This is a genomic window from Pseudomonas sp. TE4620 (assembly GCF_056279045.1).
This window is the reverse complement of the sequence record NZ_JBWBQO010000001.1, coordinates 1,154,718-1,172,289: the sequence shown is the minus strand read 5'-3', so window position 1 is coordinate 1,172,289 and position 17,572 is coordinate 1,154,718. Positions and strand designations below refer to the sequence as shown.

The following is a 17,572-nucleotide window of genomic DNA, read 5'->3' as shown; positions in this document are numbered from 1 at the left end:
GGTCAATACTCGCCGAAACTGGCCATCGAGCGGCGCAGGCAGGCCTGCATATAGGCCAGTTGCTGCTCGAGGGCTTCGCGGGCGCGACGCTTGTCTTCGACATCGAGCTCAAGCCGGCGCAGGGCCAGGCAACTGGTCTGCAGCAGGTGTGACATGCGAATGCTGGCCTGGCGCAGTTGCTCCAGCTCGTACTGGCCTTCGAACTTGCGCAGCAGGTAGTCGAGCTTGGCGTCGGCGCTGTCCTGCAACATGCGGTACTCGGCAAAGTCCAGCGCCTGGTGCTTTTGCACCTTGTCGAGCGCCGGCTGCACGTCGGCCGAGTACACCAGATCCAGATGTCTACTGCTCATAGTCCAATTCCCTGGGACACCCTGCCCCGCAACTTGATTGCACGCTAACAAGGTGTACCGGGCAGGACAACTGGTAAAAATGCTAGGTCGATCAGCGGATTTATGGATGATTCAGGCCACGCAAGGTCATCAGCCCCGCCAGCGGCCACTCACCCTCGAGTTCGGCCAGGCTGGCGGTGCTCATCGGCGCCGGAGGTTGGCGGCTGCCATGCGCCAGCAGGCTGACCAGGTTGCCCACCAGCGGCTGGTGACTGACCAGCAACACTTCGTTCACGCCCAGGTTCTCCAGCTCGCTGATTACCGCGTGCGGGTCACTATCGGGGGTCAGCCACGGCACGGTCTGCACCGGTTTGCCGAAGCCGAGGGCTTCGTGGACCAGCGCCGCAGTCTGCTGGGCGCGCACATAGGGGCTGGCGAGAATCACCTGCAGCGGCTGCCCGAGCAACTGCGCCGCGCTACGCAGCACCTGCTCGCGGCCATGGGCGGTGAGACGGCGCTCGGCATCGGTGTTGGCCCGCTGCTCGGCTTCGCCGTGACGCAGCACCCACAACTTCACAGCTTCGGCTCTTCGTCGCGCACCGGGTGCGCTGCCGGCGGCACGCTGTGGGCAGCCTCGCCTTCAGGCGCGCGCGGGGTTGGCCAGTCGGCGAATGGCCAGGGCTTCTGGTCACTGTGGAAGCTGCCGAAGCGGCCGATCTGGGCCAGGAACTGGCTGAGGCTGTCGCCGAAATTCATCAGGCTGGCACTCGGTGCGCCGTAGATAAGCCGGTAGATCAGTTGCACCAGCACCAGGCCACCGAGCAGCAGCTCGGCCAATTGCCAGACCACCAGGAACACCAGCATCCACAGCACGCGCAAGATGATCGACTCGCGCTGGGTCTGGTTTGAAGAATCGTTCATGTCCTGCTCCTGCTTAGTTGAAACCGCTGGTGGAGATAAAGTCGACATCGGTTTTCGGCTCGCCACGCATCAACAGCTCGATCACCTGGGTCAGGGTCCGGCCTTCGAACAGGATCGCATGCAAGCCGGCGACCAGGGGCATGTACACCTGGACCTCCTGAGCTTTGACCTTGAGCACCTTGAGGGTGTTCACCCCTTCGGCGACTTCGCCCAGGCGGCTGACCGCCTCGTCCAGGCTCAGGCCCTGGCCCAGGGCATGACCGACCTGGTAGTTGCGGCTCTTGGGCGAGGAGCAGGTGACGATCAGGTCACCGACCCCGGCCAGGCCCAGGAAAGTCATCGGGTTGGCGCCCTGGCTGACGGCAAAGCGGGTCATCTCGGCCAGGGCGCGGGTAATCAGCATACTCTTGGTGTTCTCGCCCATACCCAAGGCCACGGCCATCCCGGCAATGATTGCGTAGACGTTCTTCAACGCCCCGCCCAGCTCGACACCAAAGCGGTCGCCGCTGGCATAAACACGGAAGGTGCGCCCGTGCAGCACAGCCTGGACCTGCTGGCAGAGGGCCTCGTCTTCACTGGCGACCACGGTGGCGGTCAGCGCGTGCTCGGCCACTTCACGGGCCAGGTTCGGCCCGGACAGCACGCCGATGCGCGCCTGGGGGGCGATTTCTTCGAGGATCTGGCTCATCAGCTTGAAGCTTTGCGCCTCGATGCCCTTGGTCAGGCTGACCAGCATCTTGCCGCCCAGCAGCTGGGCGTGGGGCGCCAGCACGCTGCGCAGGGCGCTGGAAGGCAAGGCGACGAAGATCAGCTCGCAGGCCTGCAGGGTCGCCAGCAGATCATTGACCGGCTCGACCCCGGCATGCAACTTGATGCCCTTGAGGTAGCGCGGGTTCTCGCGGTTGCTGCGCATGGCCTCGGCCTGCTCGGGGTCGCGCATCCATTGGCGCACCCGAACACCGTTTTCTGCCAGCAGATTCGCCACGGCGGTGCCGAAACTCCCGCCTCCCAGAACTGCAACAGGCTGCTGTTCAGTCATATCCAATCCGTTAAAACCAATTTAAGTGGCGACCTGCGCATTATACGGAGCGCCGGTGCCAGAGCCAGTGGCAGATGACCGAATCGCCGTTGGGAAGCGTCGCGCCATGACTGGAAAATGCCCACCACTCGGTTAACATGCCCGACTTGAACCTGTTACCAAGGCCGCACTGTGTCTTTTGGCCCGACCTGCAAACGCCCTTTATTACTGCTGACTGCCCTGCTCAGCGGCCCCAGTGTGGCTGACGACCTGTTCGTCGACAGCCAGGCTTTGCCGCAAGTGCTCACCGCCACCCGCCTCAAGCAATCGCCAGCGGCGGTGCCGGGCAGCATGACCGTGCTCGACAACGCGCTGATCCGCGCCAGCGGCGCCCGCGACATACCCGAACTGCTGCGCCTGGTGCCGGGGATGATGATCGGCTACGGCGCCGGCAACCAGCCGACGGTCAACTACCACGGCAGCAACGTCAACGATGCCCGGCGCATGCAGGTGCTGATCGACGGCCGCTCGGTGTACCGCGCAGGCCTGGCCACGGTGGACTGGAGCGATATCCCGCTGGCCATGGAAGACATCGAGCGCATCGAGGTGTTCCGCGGCCCCAACACCGTCAGTTACGGCGCCAATGCGCTGATGGCGGTGGTCAATATCCTCACCCGCAGCCCGGCCGACAGCCACGGCACGCGCTTGAAAGTCACCCGTGGCCAGCGCGGCATCACTGACTGGTACGCAAGCCAGGGCCTGGGCTGGGACGGTGGCGACCTGCGTCTGTCATTGTCGGGCATGCAGGACGACGGCTTCGACGAGAACCACCTGGGCCAGGACTACCGCGACAGCCGCCGCCTGAACCGCCTGAACCTCAGCGCCAGCCACACCCTGGCCAGCAACCAGAGCCTGGAGTGGCAGTTCGCGGCCAAAGAAGGCAGTGACCAGCGTCCTTATACCTATAAACCAGTGTTTCCCTACGTTACTGCCGCCGGCAACAACGCCGACCTCAACGCCAAGGATTACGCCGGCTCGCTGCGCTGGAACATCGACTTCAACCCGAACCATAGCCTGTACATCCAGGGCTCGGCCCAGCACTGGGAACGTGAACAGGTGTGGCGCGCCTGCGATGCGGCGCTGTCGTTCAGCCCGCAACTGACCCAGCTCTGGCGCCTGAACCCGAACTACGCCGAGCAGGTGGCGCGCAACATCACCTCACCCCTGCCCGCCGGCAGCAGCGAGGAGACCGCGCTGGCAACGCAAGTCCAGCAGCAATGGCGCAACGGCGGCGCGCAGCAGGTGTGCGGCGACATCGACCAGAGCACCCGGGAAACCCGCTACGACCTTGAAGTGCAGGACACCCTGAGCCTGTCCGACAGCCTGCGCCTGGTCAGTGGCGCCAATTACCGCTACGACCGCGCCGACTCGCAGACTTACTTCAATGGCAGCCTCGACGACAGCACCTGGCGCCTGTTCGGCCACCTGGAATGGCGCGCCGACGAGCACTGGATCCTCCAGGGCGGGGCCATGTACGAAGATGCCCGGCTGTCCGGCAGCTCGCTGACCCCGCGGGTGGCGGTCAACTACCTGATCACCCCGCGCCATGGCCTGCGCGCGGTTTACTCGGAGGCGGTACGCTCGCCGGACATGTTCGAGAACAACGTCAACTGGAGCTACCGGGTCAATAACCTGGAACCTGGCGCCTTCGGCCAGCGCGACGCCGATTACTTCGTCAAGACCCGCGGCCCGGGCGATCTCGAGCAAGAGCGCATGCGCTCGCGGGAACTGGGCTATAACGGTTACTTCGCCGATGCCGACCTGAGCGTCGACCTCAAGCTGTTCTACGACGAAATCACCGGCATGATCAGCGAACCGCTGCGCAACAACCAGTACATTGCCAGCAACAGCAACAAGGCCCGCTTCAGCGGCAGCGAAGCGCAGCTGGACTGGCGCCTGAGCCCGGCCGATCGCCTGCGCATGACCTACGCCTACGTCGATGCCTGGGCCAGCAACCCAGCCGACCGGCGCCTGAGCGCCCACAACAGCGGTTCGGCCGGCTGGCTGCGGGACTGGGGCGGCGGCTGGTCCAGTGCGCTGCTCTACTACGGCGACGATGCCCTCAACCAGTACCGCTTCGAACGCGTCGATTTACGCGTGGCCAAGCACCTGCGCTGGAACCGTACCAGCCTGGAACTGGCCGGCATGCTCCAGCAGCGCCTGGATGACGAGCCGACGACCATCTACGACAACCGCTATGACAGCCGTCACGTGCTGTCTTTCAGTGCGGAGCTGGCGTTCTGATGCGCCGCCTGCGGCGCTGGCTGCTGCTGGTCTGCCTGTGGCCCCTGGGCAGCCTGTCGGCCAGTGAGATCCTGCTCACTGCCAGCCAGGACAACCCCGGCGTGCGCAGCTTCGTCGACGCCTTGCGCGAGCGCCGCCCGGCTGACCAGGTGCGCTTCGTGCCGGTGGCCGAGCTGCCCCGACCGAGCCAGATTAAAGCCGCCACCCGCTTGATCCTGCTCGATGGCGCCAGCCTCGAGTGGCGCCTGAGCGAAAGCGCCGGTCCACCGGCGCTGGCCTTGCGCGTCAGCCGCGTCCAGGCCCAACAGCGTCTGGGCAGCCTGCGCCCGCCTTACCTGAGCCTGCTATGGAGCGACCCGCCGCTGGCCCGCCAGCTGCGCCTGACCCGCTACCTGTTGCCGCAGGCCAAGCGCGTGGGCGTGCTGTATGCCGAGCACAGCCAGTTTCTGCTCGACGAGTTGCGCAAGGCGGCCAGCCCGTTGGGCCTGGAGATCATCGCCGAAGCCTGGCCAGACCTGCGCGACAGCCGCCCACTGCAAAGTCTTCTGCAAAACAGCGATGTACTGCTGGGCATCGACGATCCACAGTTGTACAACTCGAAAACGGCGAAAAACGTTCTGCTCAGCAGCTATGGCCGGCAAATGGCGCTGATCGGGCCTAATGCCGGCTTCGTCAAGGCCGGCGCCCTGGCCAGTACCCTGAGCGATCAGGACGACTGGCTGGCGGTGCTCGAGCGGCTGCTCAACCAGGCCCCCAATCGCTGGCCACGCACGCTCTATCCGGATCACTTCAACGTGCTCGGCAACCAGCAGGTGGCCCGCGCCCTGGGCATCGAAGCGATTGACCCGTCCGCCGCCGCCCTGGCCCTGGCCGAAGGAGAAAGCACACCATGAGACGGCGCCTGAGCTGGGACATCCACACCCGCACGCAGATCATCAGCCTCGGCCCGGCCCTGTTGCTGACCCTGCTGCTGATCAGCTTCTTTACCTTCGTGCGTATCCAGGATTTGCGCCAGGAGCTCAACCACACCGGTCAGTTGATCGCCAACCAGTTGGCCCCGGCCTCCGAATACGGGGTAATCGCCGGTAATAACGAAGTGCTCGAAAGCCTCATGCGCGCGACCTTGAGCATCCCCCACGTGCGCTTTCTCGAGGTCCAGGACAGCAGCAACCATATCCTCGTGTATGTCGAGCAGCCGGACGAAAGCAACAACCGCGCACAGCAGGTCGAAGTGTTCCAGGCCCCCATTCGCCTGCAGCAGATCCGCCTGGACAACGACTTTTTGCACAGCAACGCACCGGCCAGGAGCATCGGTGACGACTATCTGGGCCGGGTAATCGTCGGCATGTCGGACGATGCCTTCAGCGAGCGCCAGCAGGAAATCGTGGTCAAGGCCGGGATCCTCGCGCTGTTTGCCCTGCTGTTCACCTTTATCCTCGCCCGGCGCCTGGCCCTGAGCCTGGCCAAGCCGATCAGCGACATGGGCCATGCGGTCAAGGCCATCCAGCAAGGGCAGTTCAATGCGCCGCTGCCGGTGGTCGACGACAGCGAACTGGGCCATCTGGCGCGGCACATCAACAACCTTGCCAGCGCCCTGGGCACAGCTAGCCATGAACAACAGCAAGCCATGTCGCAGCTGATCCAGGCCCGCGAAGAAGCCGAACAGGCGAACAAGGCCAAATCCGACTTCCTGGCGATGATGAGCCACGAACTGCGCACGCCCATGAACGGCGTCATGGGCATGCTGCAACTTCTGGAAACAACCCCGCTCAACGAGGAGCAGGCCGAATACACCGCGGTGGCCAGCGAGTCGACCGGGCACCTGCTCAAGGTCATCAACGATATCCTCGATTTCTCGCGCATCGAGCGCACCAACCTCGAGCTTGAGCATATCGACTTCAACCTCGGCGAGCTGATCGGCAGCAGCGTGCAATCGTTCCAGCACCTGGCCCAGCAGCGCCAGCTGGAGCTGCAACTGCGCCTGCCGCCGGGCATGGAACAACTGCAAGTGGTGGGCGACCCGACGCGCATCCGCCAGGTGCTGCTCAACCTGATCGGCAACGCCCTGAAATTCACCGAGCGCGGCAGCGTGCACATCGAACCGCGCTGGCAGGTGCTCGACCGCCAGCTGATCTGGTTCACCTGCGCGGTGCGCGACACCGGCATCGGCATCGACAGCACCCGCCTGGAGATGATGTTCGTTGCCTTCCAGCAAGCCGACAGCTCGATCTCACGCCGTTATGGCGGCACCGGCCTGGGCCTGTCGATCGCCCGCACCCTGGCCGAGCGGATGGGCGGAACCCTGCGCGGCGAAAGCCGTGAAGGCCTGGGCTCGACCTTTACCCTGGAAATGCCCCTGGCCCTGTCGACCGCGCAAACGCCGCGCCTGCCCAGTGGCCTGACCCGCCCCGAAGACGACGGCCAGGGCCGACGGATCCTGCTGGTCGAGGACAATCCGGTGAACCAGACGGTGATCGAAGCGATGCTGCGCAGCCTGGGCTTTGAAGTCTGCGTTGCAGTTGATGGCGCCCAAGCCGTGGCCCAGGCCGGACGTCAGCGCTTTGCCGCCGCACTGATGGATTGCCGCCTGCCGATCATCGATGGCTACGAGGCCACCCGGCGCATTCGCCTGCTGCCACAGGCGGCGGCCATGCCGATCATCGCCCTGACCGCCAATGCCTTGCAGGGCGATCGCGAGCGTTGCCTGAACGCCGGCATGAACGACTACCTGGCCAAGCCGTTCAAACGCACTGATCTGCAGCAAATTCTGCAACGCTGGCTGCCCGGTCAGACAGCTGTGACTGGCGATAAATGCTAAATTGCGGCAGTCTAAGAGACTGGACAAGCGCCGCGAAGGGCTTGAAAATAAAATTTCAGTGCACAAGTGTACTTCTTTGCCCCGTGCGCTGTGACTTTCACTACAACGCAATAGTCTATGTGTAGGCTGCCGGCTCAAACGCTAGCGTTTTGGGACGGCCGGGAAGATTTGCCCCCTGCCGCACGGGGACTATTGAGGAGCTCGCATGACCAAACAAAACGCCTTTACTCGGGAAGACCTGCTGCGCTGCAGTCGCGGTGAGCTGTTCGGCCCAGGTAACGCGCAACTGCCCGCCCCGAACATGCTGATGGTTGATCGCATCACCCATATCAGCGCCGAGGGTGGCAAGTACGGCAAAGGTGAATTGGTCGCCGAGCTGGATATCACCCCGGACCTGTGGTTCTTCGCCTGCCACTTCGAAGGTGATCCGGTGATGCCGGGCTGCCTGGGCCTGGATGCCATGTGGCAGCTGGTCGGTTTCTACCTCGGCTGGCAAGGTTTGCCGGGCCGTGGCCGCGCCCTGGGTTCGGGCGAAGTGAAATTCTTTGGCCAGGTCCTGCCGACCGCCAAGAAAGTCACCTACAACATTCATATCAAGCGCGTCCTCAAAGGCAAGCTGAACATGGCCATCGCCGATGGTTCGGTCAGCGTCGACGGTCGCGAGATCTACACCGCCGAAGGCCTCCGGGTCGGCGTCTTCACCTCCACTGACAACTTCTAAGGGTTATCCGCATGCGCCGCGTCGTTATCACTGGTCTGGGCATCGTTTCGTGCCTGGGCAATGACAAAGAGACCGTCTCCGCCAACCTGCGTGCAAGCCGCCCTGGCATCCGATTCAACCCGGAATATGCCGAAATGGGTCTGCGTAGCCAGGTTTCCGGCTCCATCGACCTCAACCTCGAAGAACTGATCGACCGTAAAATCTACCGCTTCGTTGGTCACGCCGCTGCCTATGCCTACCTGGCAATGGCCGACGCGATCAAGGACTCGGGCCTGACCGAAGAGCAGGTTTCCAACCCGCGTACCGGCCTGATCGCAGGCTCCGGCGGCGCCTCGACCCTGAACCAGATGGAAGCGCTGGACATCCTGCGCGAGAAAGGCGTCAAGCGCGTTGGCCCGTACCGCGTCACCCGGACCATGAGCAGCACCGTCTCGGCGTGCCTGGCCACCCCGTTCAAGATCAAGGGCCTGAACTACTCCATCGCCTCGGCCTGCGCCACCAGTGCTCACTGCATCGGTACCGCGATGGAACAGATCCAGATGGGCAAGCAGGACATCGTCTTCGCCGGTGGCGGTGAAGAAGAGCACTGGAGCCAGTCGTTCCTGTTCGACGCCATGGGCGCCCTGTCCAGCAAGCGCAACGACACCCCGGAAAAAGCCTCCCGCGCCTACGACGCTGACCGTGACGGTTTCGTCATCGCCGGCGGTGGCGGCATGGTCGTGGTTGAAGAGCTGGAACACGCCCTGGCCCGTGGCGCCAAGATCTACGCCGAAATCGTCGGCTACGGCGCGACGTCCGATGGCTACGACATGGTCGCGCCAAGCGGCGAAGGCGCCATCCGCTGCATGCAGATGGCCATGTCCACCGTCGACACCCCGATCGACTACCTGAACACCCACGGCACCTCGACCCCGGTGGGCGACGTTGCCGAGATGAAGGGCGTTCGCGAAGTGTTCGGCGACAAGGCTCCGGCCATCAGCTCGACCAAGAGCCTGTCCGGTCACTCCCTGGGCGCCGCCGGCGTTCACGAAGCGATCTACTGCATGCTGATGATGGAGGGCAACTTCATTGCCGGTTCCGCCAACATCGACGAGCTGGACCCGGAAGTGGCCGACCTGCCGGTGCTGACCAAGACCCAGGAAAACGCCAAGATCGATACCGTGATGAGCAACAGCTTCGGTTTCGGCGGCACCAACGCTACCCTGGTACTCAAGCGCTGGGCTGGCAAGTAAGGGCTGGCCCCTTGCACTCAAAACGCCCCGACTCGTCGGGGCGTTTTTGTTTGTGCCTTACACCGAAAAGCGCCCCACCAGCCCATTGAGCTCAATCGCCAGCTGTGACAACGCCTGGCTCGCCGCATTGGTCTGATTCGCCCCCGCCGACGTCTGCATCGCCAGGTCGCGAATATTGGTCAGGTTGCGATCCACCTCCCGCGCCACCTGCGCCTGCTGCTCCGAGGCACTGGCGATCACCAGGTTGCGCTCGTTGATCAGGCTGATGGCCGCGGCAATCTCCTCCAGCGCCGCCCCGGCGGCATGTGCGCCTTCCAGGGTGCCGCGCGCCCGCTCGTTGGTCTGCTGCATACCCTCGACCGCACGATTGGTGCCCTGCTGGATGCCGTCGATCATCTGCTCGATTTCCCGGGTCGACTGCTGGGTGCGATGGGCCAGTGCCCGCACCTCGTCAGCCACCACGGCAAAACCGCGCCCGGCATCACCGGCGCGCGCCGCCTCAATCGCCGCGTTCAGGGCCAGCAGGTTGGTTTGCTCGGCAATCGCGCCGATCACATCCAGCACCTTGGTAATGCCATGCACCTGTTGCGCCAGTTGCCCGACCTCTTCGGCGTTGGCGATGACGCCAGCGGCCAGGTCTTCGATCGAGGTCACGGTCAGGCGCACCTGCTCGCGCCCTTGACGGGCAATGCGGTCGGACTCGCGCGAGGCTTCGGAGGTGGCCACGGCATTGCTCGCCACCTCCTCCACCGCCGTGGTCATCTGGTTGACCGCGGTGGCCGCCTGTTCGATTTCCTGGCTTTGCTGCATCAGCCCGCGGGTGGCATCTTCGGTTACCGCGCTGAGCTCTTCGGAGGCCGAGGCCAGCTGGCTGGAAGAATCGGAGATGCGCCCGATGGTATCGCGCAGGCTTTGCTGCATCTGTTTCAAGGCCGCCAGCAAGCGCGCCGGCTCATCCTTGCCCTGCACCGAGATCTGCGGGGTCAGGTCACCGGTGGCGACCACTTCGGCGACCTGCAGCGACTGCGCCAGTGGCCGGACGATGCTGCGGGTCAGAGTCAGGGCCAGGACCACGGTGAGCACTACGGCGGCGATCAGCAAGCCGATCACCCAGATCCGCGCCTGCGTGTAGACGACTTCGGCAAGGTCGGTGGCGCTGTTGGCATGCTGATTATTGAGCGCGATCAGCTCGTTGAGGCTGGCGGTCATCTGGTCGGCGAGCTGGTTCATCTCGCCATTGACCATGGCCACCGCCTCTTCCACCCGGTGCTCGGTGGACAACTGCACCACCTGGGCCTGCAGCTTGAGGTAGCGCCGCTCCAGGTCCAGGTAGCGGTCGAACAGGGTCTGTTCTTCAGGCAGGACGATCAGCGCCTGGTACTTCTGCTGGGCCTTGTCCAGGCCGGACTTGATCTCTTCGATGCGCGACTTGTTCTGCTCCAGCGCCGCCGCATCGCGATTGACCAAAAGGCGCAGGGTCAAGGCGCGGATGCGCAACATGTCCTGGGTCATCTGCCCGACCGAGATCACGCTGGGCAACCAGTTGCTGTCGACCTGCTCGGACTGCTGGCGCATGCTGGTCATCTGCATCAAGGCAAACGCACCCAAGGCAAACACCAGCGCCGCCACCAGGCCGAAGCCCAGGCCGGCCCTGGGCGCGATATTCATGCTTCTCAAGCTCATCTTCTGGCTCCCTCCAAAAGCGCTGCTCAATAGGGCAGCAGTCCTTGCTTCTAGACGGTATCGGCCTGTGGAAAATTTGCGTAAGACGAAAACGTGATATCAAAAGGCCTTATGATCGCGACGCCAGGGTCGCCCTGCCTCAGCGCACGGTAAAGCGCTGCTCGGCCAGCAGGCGATCGCCCTGAAAGACCATGAAATGCCATTGCCCCGGCACTACTTCGTGGTTCTCGGTGAACTCGTAGGCCATGACATCCTGGACCGCACCGGGCACCAGCTTTTGCACCACTTCGAACTTGTCGTGGCGCTTGCCGTCCGGCGTGCGCACGCCAGGGGTGAGGTACAGCAGGGTCAGCGGCGTGTCCTCGGCGACCTTGCCTTCCAGCCGGTAGCGCATACCGAACTTGCTACCCAGGCGCGCCGGGATTTCATCGGTGGGCTGGATGGTCTGGTTGCTCTGGCTCAGCACCCGTTCACCGGGCTGGAAGTTCTGGTGGCGGGTTTCGAACAGACCGTACTCGACCGGGCCTTCGACGCGAACCTCGGCAGCGGCCAGGCCACTGACCAGCAACAGCCCGCACAGGGCGCTGAAACGACGTGGAAACATAGTGCACTCCATCAGGTTGATGGCGGCAGGCTATGACGCGGGCATGACAAGCTGATGACAGTGCTGTCATTTGCGTGCCTTGGGCAGCACCGCGAGGAAGTTGTCGCGGGCGACCTTTTGCGCCACCTCGGCAGGCAAGGCATCCAGAAACGGATCGAAACCATGCAACTGTTCGCCCAGGCTGTTGAAGCGCCCGACCACGTCGGAGCCAAGCATGAAGCGCTCAGGGAATCGTTTGACCAGCGCCAGCCACTCAGCCCTGGGCTTGCCCTTCTCATCCAGCAGATAAGGCTGCAGCACGCTCCAGGACAGGTCTATGTACAGGTTCGGGTAATCCTCGAGCATCCGTGTCAGGGTCGGCAGCAGAAAATCCAGCTGCGTCTGGTGCCGATGAATCTCCATACTGGTGCCGGCATGGGCCCAGATGAAGCGGGTGTGCGGGTGATTGCGCAACGGCTCTTCGATTTCCGCCAGGTACAGCGGGTTGCGTTCGCGCTTGGAGGTGATGTTGGAATGGATCAGCACCGGCAGGTCCTGCTCGGCGGCCAGGTGATAGATGCGGGTCATGGCCTCGTTGTTGGCCCTGGGCGTGTCGCCGCTGGTCAACGCGGTGAGGTCGTCGTGGCGGGTGAACACCTCGCCGATCCCCTGCCACAGGCCCGGGTGCAGCGCGAGCATGCGTTCGATGTGGGCCACGGCGTTCTTGTCTACCGGGTTGAAGCCGGTGAGAAACGGATGAAAGCGCTGGCGCTGCTCAGGCGAAAGCTTCTCCAGCGCCGCAGCAACGTAGATGTCGGTGGCGCTGTACCAATAGGCATCGGCATCGTCGCCCGCGTAGTAACGCGGGCGCTTGGGCTCGTCTTCGTGCCACTTCTTGGCCACCGGGATGCCGGAAATCATCGACTGGTCGATGCGCGCCTCATCCATGGCCTTGAGCAAGGCGTCCATGCCGGCGGTTTCCTGGAAAAAATCGACGTAATGCAGGTGCGCATCACTGTAGTGATACTCGCGCGCCTGCGCCGCCTGCAGCGGTAGCCCCAGCAACAGCGCCCAGCCCAGACACCTGGCAATCATTTCACATTCCTTCTGGCCGATTCAGACAGGGTAGACCGGAGCGAACACACGCCAGTTCAGCAGGTTATGCTACAAGAACTTTCCCTGCTGGCCTGGAGCACACCGTGAGCCTTCCCCTGGTCATCCGCCCTCGCGCCGAATCGGTCGAAGGCCAACCCATCCTGCGCCCCCTGCCCTCGGCCCAGTGCCGCAGCGTCGGGCCGTTCGTGTTCTTCGACCACATGCTCGAAACCGACTACCCGGCCGGGCGCGGCATGAACATCCGCCAGCACCCGCATATCGGCCTGTCGACCCTCACCTACCTGTTCGAGGGCGAGATCCAGCACAAGGACAGCCTGGGCTCGGATCAACGGGTCAAGGCCGGTGAAGTCAGCTGGATGACCGCCGGCAGCGCCATTGCCCATGTCGAGCGCACGCCGGCCGAACTGCTGCCTGGCAGCTCGCGATTGCACGGTTTGCAGGTGTGGCTGGCATCGCCCAAAGCGCATGAGCAAGGCCCGGGGCACTACAGCCATCATCCGGCGGCGAGCCTGCCGGTCAGTGACAGCCTGGGGGTGCGCATTCGCATGATTGCCGGCAGCGGCTTTTGCCTGCAATCGCCAGTGCCGGTGTTGTCACCGACCCTGTATGCGCTGGTGCAGATGCAGGCGGCCACTACCCTGACGGTGCCCACCGAGCATGCCGAGCGTGCGCTGTATGTACTGGATGGCGAAGTCAGCCTCGACAATGAAGCGCTCGAGCCGTGCAGCCTGGTGATCTTGCCGCACGGTGCAGAGATGAGCCTGTATGCCGACAGCGAAAGCCAGTTGGTGCTGTTTGGCGGGGCGCCGCTGGACGGGCCGCGGCGGATGAACTGGAATTTTGTTGCCAGCGATCCGGCGCTGATCGAGCAGGCGCGGGCACGCTGGGCGGCCGGGGAGTGGCCGACGGTGCCGGGGGAAACTGAAAGGATCGAGCTGCCTTGAGGTTATCGCGACCGCTACGCGGTCGATCGCCGGCAAGGCTGGTGCCCACAAGGTCAAGTGTGGGAGCCAGCCTTGCCCCTTCACTCAGCGCTGGAACACGTCATCGAGCAAATTGTACATTGCCCGGAACGCGCGCTTGGATGTGCGGGCGTCGTACTTCATCTTGCCGGGAATGTTCGCCGCGATATCGGTGAACGAATGCACCGCGCCGCCATAGCTGATCAGTTGCCAATCGACCTTGGCCGCATCCATCTCGACTTCGAAGGCCGGCAACTGCTCTTTGGGCACGAACGGGTCGGCGGCGCCATGCAGCACCAGCATCGAAGCCTTGACCTTGCCTTCTACCGCCGGCAGCGGCGTATCGAGGGTGCCGTGGAACGACACCGCAGCCAGCAGGCGGGCATCTTCGCGGGCCAGCTCCAGGGCGCAGCAACCGCCGAAGCAGAAGCCGAAGGTGGCCAGCTTGCCCGGCTCCAGTACCGCCTTCGATTGCCCCAGCAACTGGTCCAGCGCCGCCTTCAGGCGCTTGCGCAGCTCGACGCGGTCGTTCTTCAGCGGCATCATCGCCGCCCCTGCTTCATCCATGTTCGACGGTCGCAGGGTCTGGCCGTAGATGTCGGCCAGCAACACCACATAACCCTGAGCGGCGACTTCGCGGGCGATACGCTCGGCGCCCTCGCCCACCCCCATCCAGTTTGGTGCCATCAAAAGCCCAGGCTGCTCGCGGGCGCCCTGGGTAAAGAACAAGCGGCTCTCATAGGCTTTGCCGGCAACATGATAGACCAGCGATTCGACGGTAACCTTGCTCATGCACTCCTCCTTGCACAATGAAAAAAGCCCGCCGAAGCGGGCTTTCCTGCAACTACTTAAGCCGACAATTCGACCAGCAGCTTGTTCAGGCGACGAACGTACGCCGCCGGGTCCTTGAGGCTATCGCCCGCCGCCAGCGCGGCCTGATCGAAGAGGATGTGCGAGAAGTCGGCGAAACGGTCTTCGCTCTGCTCGTTGTCCAGCTTCTCGATCAGCGGGTGGCCCGGGTTGAATTCGAAGATCGGCTTGGAGTCCGGCACCTTCTGTCCGCTGGCTTCGAGGATCTGGCGCATCTGCAGGCCCAGGTCCTGTTCACCGATAGCCAGGATCGCCGGCGAATCGGTCAGGCGGTGCGACACGCGCACTTCGCTGACGCTCTCGCCCAGCGCCGCCTTGAGGCGCTCGACCAGGCCTTCTTTCTCCTTGGCGACTTCTTCCTGGGCTTTCTTGTCCTCTTCAGAGTCCAGCTTGCCCAGGTCCAGGTCACCGCGGGCGACGTCGACGAAGCTCTTGCCGTCGAATTCGCTCAGGTAGCTCATCAGCCACTCGTCGATACGGTCGGTCAGCAGCAGCACTTCGATGCCTTTCTTGCGGAAGACTTCCAGGTGCGGGCTGTTCTTGACCTGCGCGTAGGATTCGCCGGTGAGGAAGTAGATCTTGTCCTGACCTTCCTTGGCGCGGGCCAGGTAGTCGGCCAGGGCAACGCTCTGCTCGCCGCTTTCGTCATGGGTGGAGGCGAAACGCAGCAGGCCGGCGATCTTTTCCTTGTTGGCGAAGTCTTCAGCCGGGCCTTCTTTCATCACCTGGCCAAAGTTCTTCCAGAAGCCCTTGTACTGCTCAGGCTCGTTCTTGGCCAGCTTCTCGAGCATGTCCAGCACGCGCTTGGTCAGCGCCGACTTCATCGAATCGATGATCGGGTCTTTCTGCAGGATTTCGCGCGAAACGTTCAGCGACAGGTCGTTGGAATCGACCACGCCCTTGATGAAACGCAGGTACAGCGGCAGGAAGGATTCTGCCTGGTCCATGATGAACACACGCTGCACGTACAGCTTCAGGCCGCGTGGCGCTTCACGCTGGTACAGGTCGAACGGGGCGCGGGCCGGTACGTAGAGCAGCGAGTTGTACTCAAGCTTGCCTTCGACCTTGTTGTGGCTCCAGGCCAACGGGTTCTCGAAGTCGTGACCGATGTGCTTGTAGAACTCCTGGTATTCCTCGTCCTTGATCTCGGTACGCGGACGGGTCCACAGGGCGCTGGCGCGGTTGACGGTTTCCCATTCTTCGGCCGGCTTTTCTTCACCTTCGCCGGCTTCGACCTGTTTTGGCAGCTCGATCGGCAAGGCGATGTGGTCGGAGTACTTCTTGACGATGTTGCGCAGGCGCCAGCCGTCGGCGAACTCTTCTTCACCTTTTTTCAGGTGCAGGACGATGCGCGTACCGCGCTCGGCCTTGTCGACAGTGGCAACTTCAAAGTCACCCTCGCCCTTGGACGACCAGTGCACGCCCTCGGCAGCTGGCAGGCCGGCGCGGCGGCTGAATACGTCGACCTTGTCGGCGACGATAAAGGCCGAATAGAAGCCCACGCCGAACTGACCGATCAGGTGCGAGTCCTTCTTCTGGTCGCCGGTGAGGTTTTTCATGAAGTCGGCGGTGCCGGACTTGGCGATGGTGCCCAGGTGCGCGATGACCTCTTCGCGGCTCATGCCGATGCCGTTGTCTTCGAGGGTGACGGTGTTGGCGTCCTTGTCGAAGCTCAGGCGGATTTTAAGCTCGGCGCCGCCTTCGAGCAGCTCTGGCTTGGCCAGGGCTTCAAAGCGCAGTTTATCGACGGCGTCGGAGGCGTTGGAAATCAGTTCGCGAAGGAAGATTTCCTTGTTCGAATACAGGGAATGGATCATGAGGTGCAGCAGTTGCTTCACCTCGGTCTGGAAGCCCAGGGTTTCTTTTTGAGTTTCCACACTCATGGTCTTCAACACTCCGATCTGATGGCAGTTGTCGTTGGGCAGGCCGGCGGCCTGCTTTCACGGCGGGATGCACAACAGATGGGGGTGGCTGGGGCTATTTCAAGGGCGAAGTCATTTCTTCGATCTTGAAATGCGCGCGCGCCGTGGCAATCGGTTCGTCCGCGTCGCCCTGCCAGGCGGTTATGGCCACGTTGGTTACCCGCCGGCCCTGGCGCCATAGCTGGCAGCGGGCGTAGGTGTCGCGGTAGTGGCCGGCGCGCAGGTAGTCGATGGAAAAGTCGATGATCTTCGGGATCGCCGCGCTTTCGCTGAAAATCAGCAGGTACAGCGCCGCCGACAGCTCCATGAAGCCTGCGATCACCCCGCCGTGGATCGCCGGCAGCAACGGATTGCCAATGTTGTCCTGGCTGGCCGGCAGGCAAAACAACAGGTCATCGCCCTGGCGGCTGCACTGGATACCAATCAATCCGGCATAAGGGATCAACTGCAGCAGCGGCTCATAATTGCCTTCGGCATGGGCCTGGCGCAGTTGCTGGTGTACCTCTGGCGGAATCATTGGCCGCTCCCCTTGAGCTTGCTGGCGAAATTCAGGCCGCCCTTGATACCCTTGCCCAGGCGCATGAAAGTGCCAACCACCTGGGCGATCGGCTGCTCCGGGTCGTCCTGGTAGGCCAGCCCACGGGTGAAGATCACATCGCGAGAAACGCGGTAGCAGTAGGCATGGCCGAAGATGTCCTTGCCGGCCTCGGCCGGCTGCATGTAGTCGATGCGCAGGTCTAGCGTCGGGCATACCTCGAACTCAGGCAGCGCACAAAGGGTAGCCATGCCGCAGGTGGTGTCCATCAGGGTGGTCACCGCCCCGCCATGCACGGCGCCGGTCTGTGGGTTGCCGACGATCTTCGTCGAGTACGGCAACACCAGGGTCATGCCCTGGGCATCAGCGTGATGCACGCGCATCTGCAGCACCTGGCAATGTCGCAATGCCGAGAGAAAACGTTCGGCCATTGCCAGCAAAGAAGTGTCGGTCATTTGAAAAACTCCCGGGCCATTGAGAACATGCACACAGTCTGGCAAATGTCCATATAGAACCATTTGTTATATATCTGTATTGTGCGCGGAACTTCTACCGGTT

The 17,572-nt window shown here is 63.2% G+C and carries 17 protein-coding genes; 6 read left to right on the top strand and 11 right to left on the bottom strand.

Going from position 1 to position 17,572, the window contains the following annotated elements; translation table 11 throughout:
• Window positions 1-2: 2 nt before the first annotated feature.
• The 4 genes from ACZ9A3_RS05535 to ACZ9A3_RS05520 form a co-directional block, all read right to left on the bottom strand.
• Entirely contained in the window at window positions 3-350 is a 348-nt protein-coding gene (locus tag ACZ9A3_RS05535; RefSeq protein ID WP_045202171.1) for a hypothetical protein, read from the bottom strand.
• 100 nt (window positions 351-450) lie between these two features.
• Complete coding sequence (sixA, locus tag ACZ9A3_RS05530; RefSeq protein WP_045202173.1) at window positions 451-906, bottom strand: phosphohistidine phosphatase SixA; 456 nt, start codon at window positions 904-906, stop codon at window positions 451-453.
• Window positions 903-1,250, bottom strand: a complete 348-nt coding sequence (locus ACZ9A3_RS05525) for a DUF4389 domain-containing protein (RefSeq protein ID WP_045202175.1) — start codon at window positions 1,248-1,250, stop codon at window positions 903-905. Before ACZ9A3_RS05525 ends, sixA begins: the two co-directional genes overlap by 4 nt.
• Before the next feature lie 13 nt (window positions 1,251-1,263).
• On the bottom strand, window positions 1,264-2,289 hold the full coding sequence (locus tag ACZ9A3_RS05520) for an NAD(P)H-dependent glycerol-3-phosphate dehydrogenase (protein ID WP_045202177.1): 1,026 nt from the start codon (window positions 2,287-2,289) through the stop codon (window positions 1,264-1,266).
• A 171-nt stretch (window positions 2,290-2,460) separates the two neighbouring features.
• On the opposite strand from ACZ9A3_RS05520, the gene ACZ9A3_RS05515 reads away from it, so the two are divergent.
• The 5 genes from ACZ9A3_RS05515 (at window position 2,461) to fabB (ending at window position 9,343) form a co-directional block, all read left to right on the top strand.
• The gene (locus ACZ9A3_RS05515) at window positions 2,461-4,572 is read left to right on the top strand and encodes a TonB-dependent receptor plug domain-containing protein (RefSeq protein WP_476252210.1); all 2,112 of its coding nucleotides are present in this window, start codon (window positions 2,461-2,463) and stop codon (window positions 4,570-4,572) included.
• Window positions 4,572-5,465, top strand: a complete 894-nt coding sequence (locus tag ACZ9A3_RS05510) for an ABC transporter substrate-binding protein (protein ID WP_045202181.1) — start codon at window positions 4,572-4,574, stop codon at window positions 5,463-5,465. Before ACZ9A3_RS05515 ends, ACZ9A3_RS05510 begins: the two co-directional genes overlap by 1 nt.
• Window positions 5,462-7,390, top strand: coding sequence for an ATP-binding protein (locus tag ACZ9A3_RS05505; protein ID WP_045202183.1), 1,929 nt, complete (start codon window positions 5,462-5,464; stop codon window positions 7,388-7,390). The genes ACZ9A3_RS05510 and ACZ9A3_RS05505 overlap by 4 nt, the downstream gene beginning before the upstream one ends.
• A gap of 205 nt (window positions 7,391-7,595) precedes the next feature.
• Window positions 7,596-8,111 carry a 3-hydroxyacyl-[acyl-carrier-protein] dehydratase FabA gene (gene fabA / locus ACZ9A3_RS05500; RefSeq protein WP_045202185.1) on the top strand — a complete coding sequence of 172 codons (516 nt, stop codon included), beginning with the start codon at window positions 7,596-7,598 and terminating at the stop codon, window positions 8,109-8,111.
• A gap of 11 nt (window positions 8,112-8,122) precedes the next feature.
• Window positions 8,123-9,343: a beta-ketoacyl-ACP synthase I gene (gene fabB / locus ACZ9A3_RS05495; RefSeq protein WP_045202187.1), complete on the top strand. Its 1,221-nt coding sequence runs from the start codon at window positions 8,123-8,125 to the stop codon at window positions 9,341-9,343.
• 57 nt (window positions 9,344-9,400) lie between these two features.
• On the opposite strand, the gene ACZ9A3_RS05490 is transcribed toward fabB, so the two are convergent.
• The 3 genes from ACZ9A3_RS05490 to ACZ9A3_RS05480 form a co-directional block, all read right to left on the bottom strand.
• Window positions 9,401-11,026, bottom strand: a complete 1,626-nt coding sequence (locus ACZ9A3_RS05490; RefSeq protein WP_476252209.1) for a methyl-accepting chemotaxis protein — start codon at window positions 11,024-11,026, stop codon at window positions 9,401-9,403.
• Between the two features lie 139 nt (window positions 11,027-11,165).
• A complete protein-coding gene (locus tag ACZ9A3_RS05485; RefSeq protein ID WP_045202191.1) occupies window positions 11,166-11,630 on the bottom strand; it encodes a DUF3859 domain-containing protein in 465 nt (154 codons plus the stop codon).
• 66 nt (window positions 11,631-11,696) lie between these two features.
• A complete protein-coding gene (locus ACZ9A3_RS05480; protein ID WP_476252208.1) occupies window positions 11,697-12,704 on the bottom strand; it encodes an amidohydrolase family protein in 1,008 nt (335 codons plus the stop codon).
• Between the two features lie 104 nt (window positions 12,705-12,808).
• Here ACZ9A3_RS05480 and ACZ9A3_RS05475 point away from each other — a divergent pair, with 104 nt between their 5' ends.
• Window positions 12,809-13,669 (top strand): pirin family protein, encoded by an 861-nt coding sequence (locus ACZ9A3_RS05475; protein WP_093385334.1) that lies wholly within the window; start codon window positions 12,809-12,811, stop codon window positions 13,667-13,669.
• Between the two features lie 84 nt (window positions 13,670-13,753).
• Here ACZ9A3_RS05475 and ACZ9A3_RS05470 read toward each other — a convergent pair whose 3' ends face one another.
• From ACZ9A3_RS05470 to ACZ9A3_RS05455, 4 genes are all read right to left on the bottom strand, one after another.
• On the bottom strand, window positions 13,754-14,479 hold the full coding sequence (locus tag ACZ9A3_RS05470; RefSeq protein WP_213601999.1) for a dienelactone hydrolase family protein: 726 nt from the start codon (window positions 14,477-14,479) through the stop codon (window positions 13,754-13,756).
• 56 nt (window positions 14,480-14,535) lie between these two features.
• Entirely contained in the window at window positions 14,536-16,440 is a 1,905-nt protein-coding gene (gene htpG, locus ACZ9A3_RS05465; RefSeq protein ID WP_123568226.1) for a molecular chaperone HtpG, read from the bottom strand.
• A 94-nt stretch (window positions 16,441-16,534) separates the two neighbouring features.
• Complete coding sequence (locus ACZ9A3_RS05460; RefSeq protein WP_045202202.1) at window positions 16,535-16,996, bottom strand: PaaI family thioesterase; 462 nt, start codon at window positions 16,994-16,996, stop codon at window positions 16,535-16,537.
• Window positions 16,993-17,469: a PaaI family thioesterase gene (locus tag ACZ9A3_RS05455; RefSeq protein ID WP_093385345.1), complete on the bottom strand. Its 477-nt coding sequence runs from the start codon at window positions 17,467-17,469 to the stop codon at window positions 16,993-16,995. The genes ACZ9A3_RS05460 and ACZ9A3_RS05455 overlap by 4 nt, the downstream gene beginning before the upstream one ends.
• Window positions 17,470-17,572: the final 103 nt, after the last annotated feature.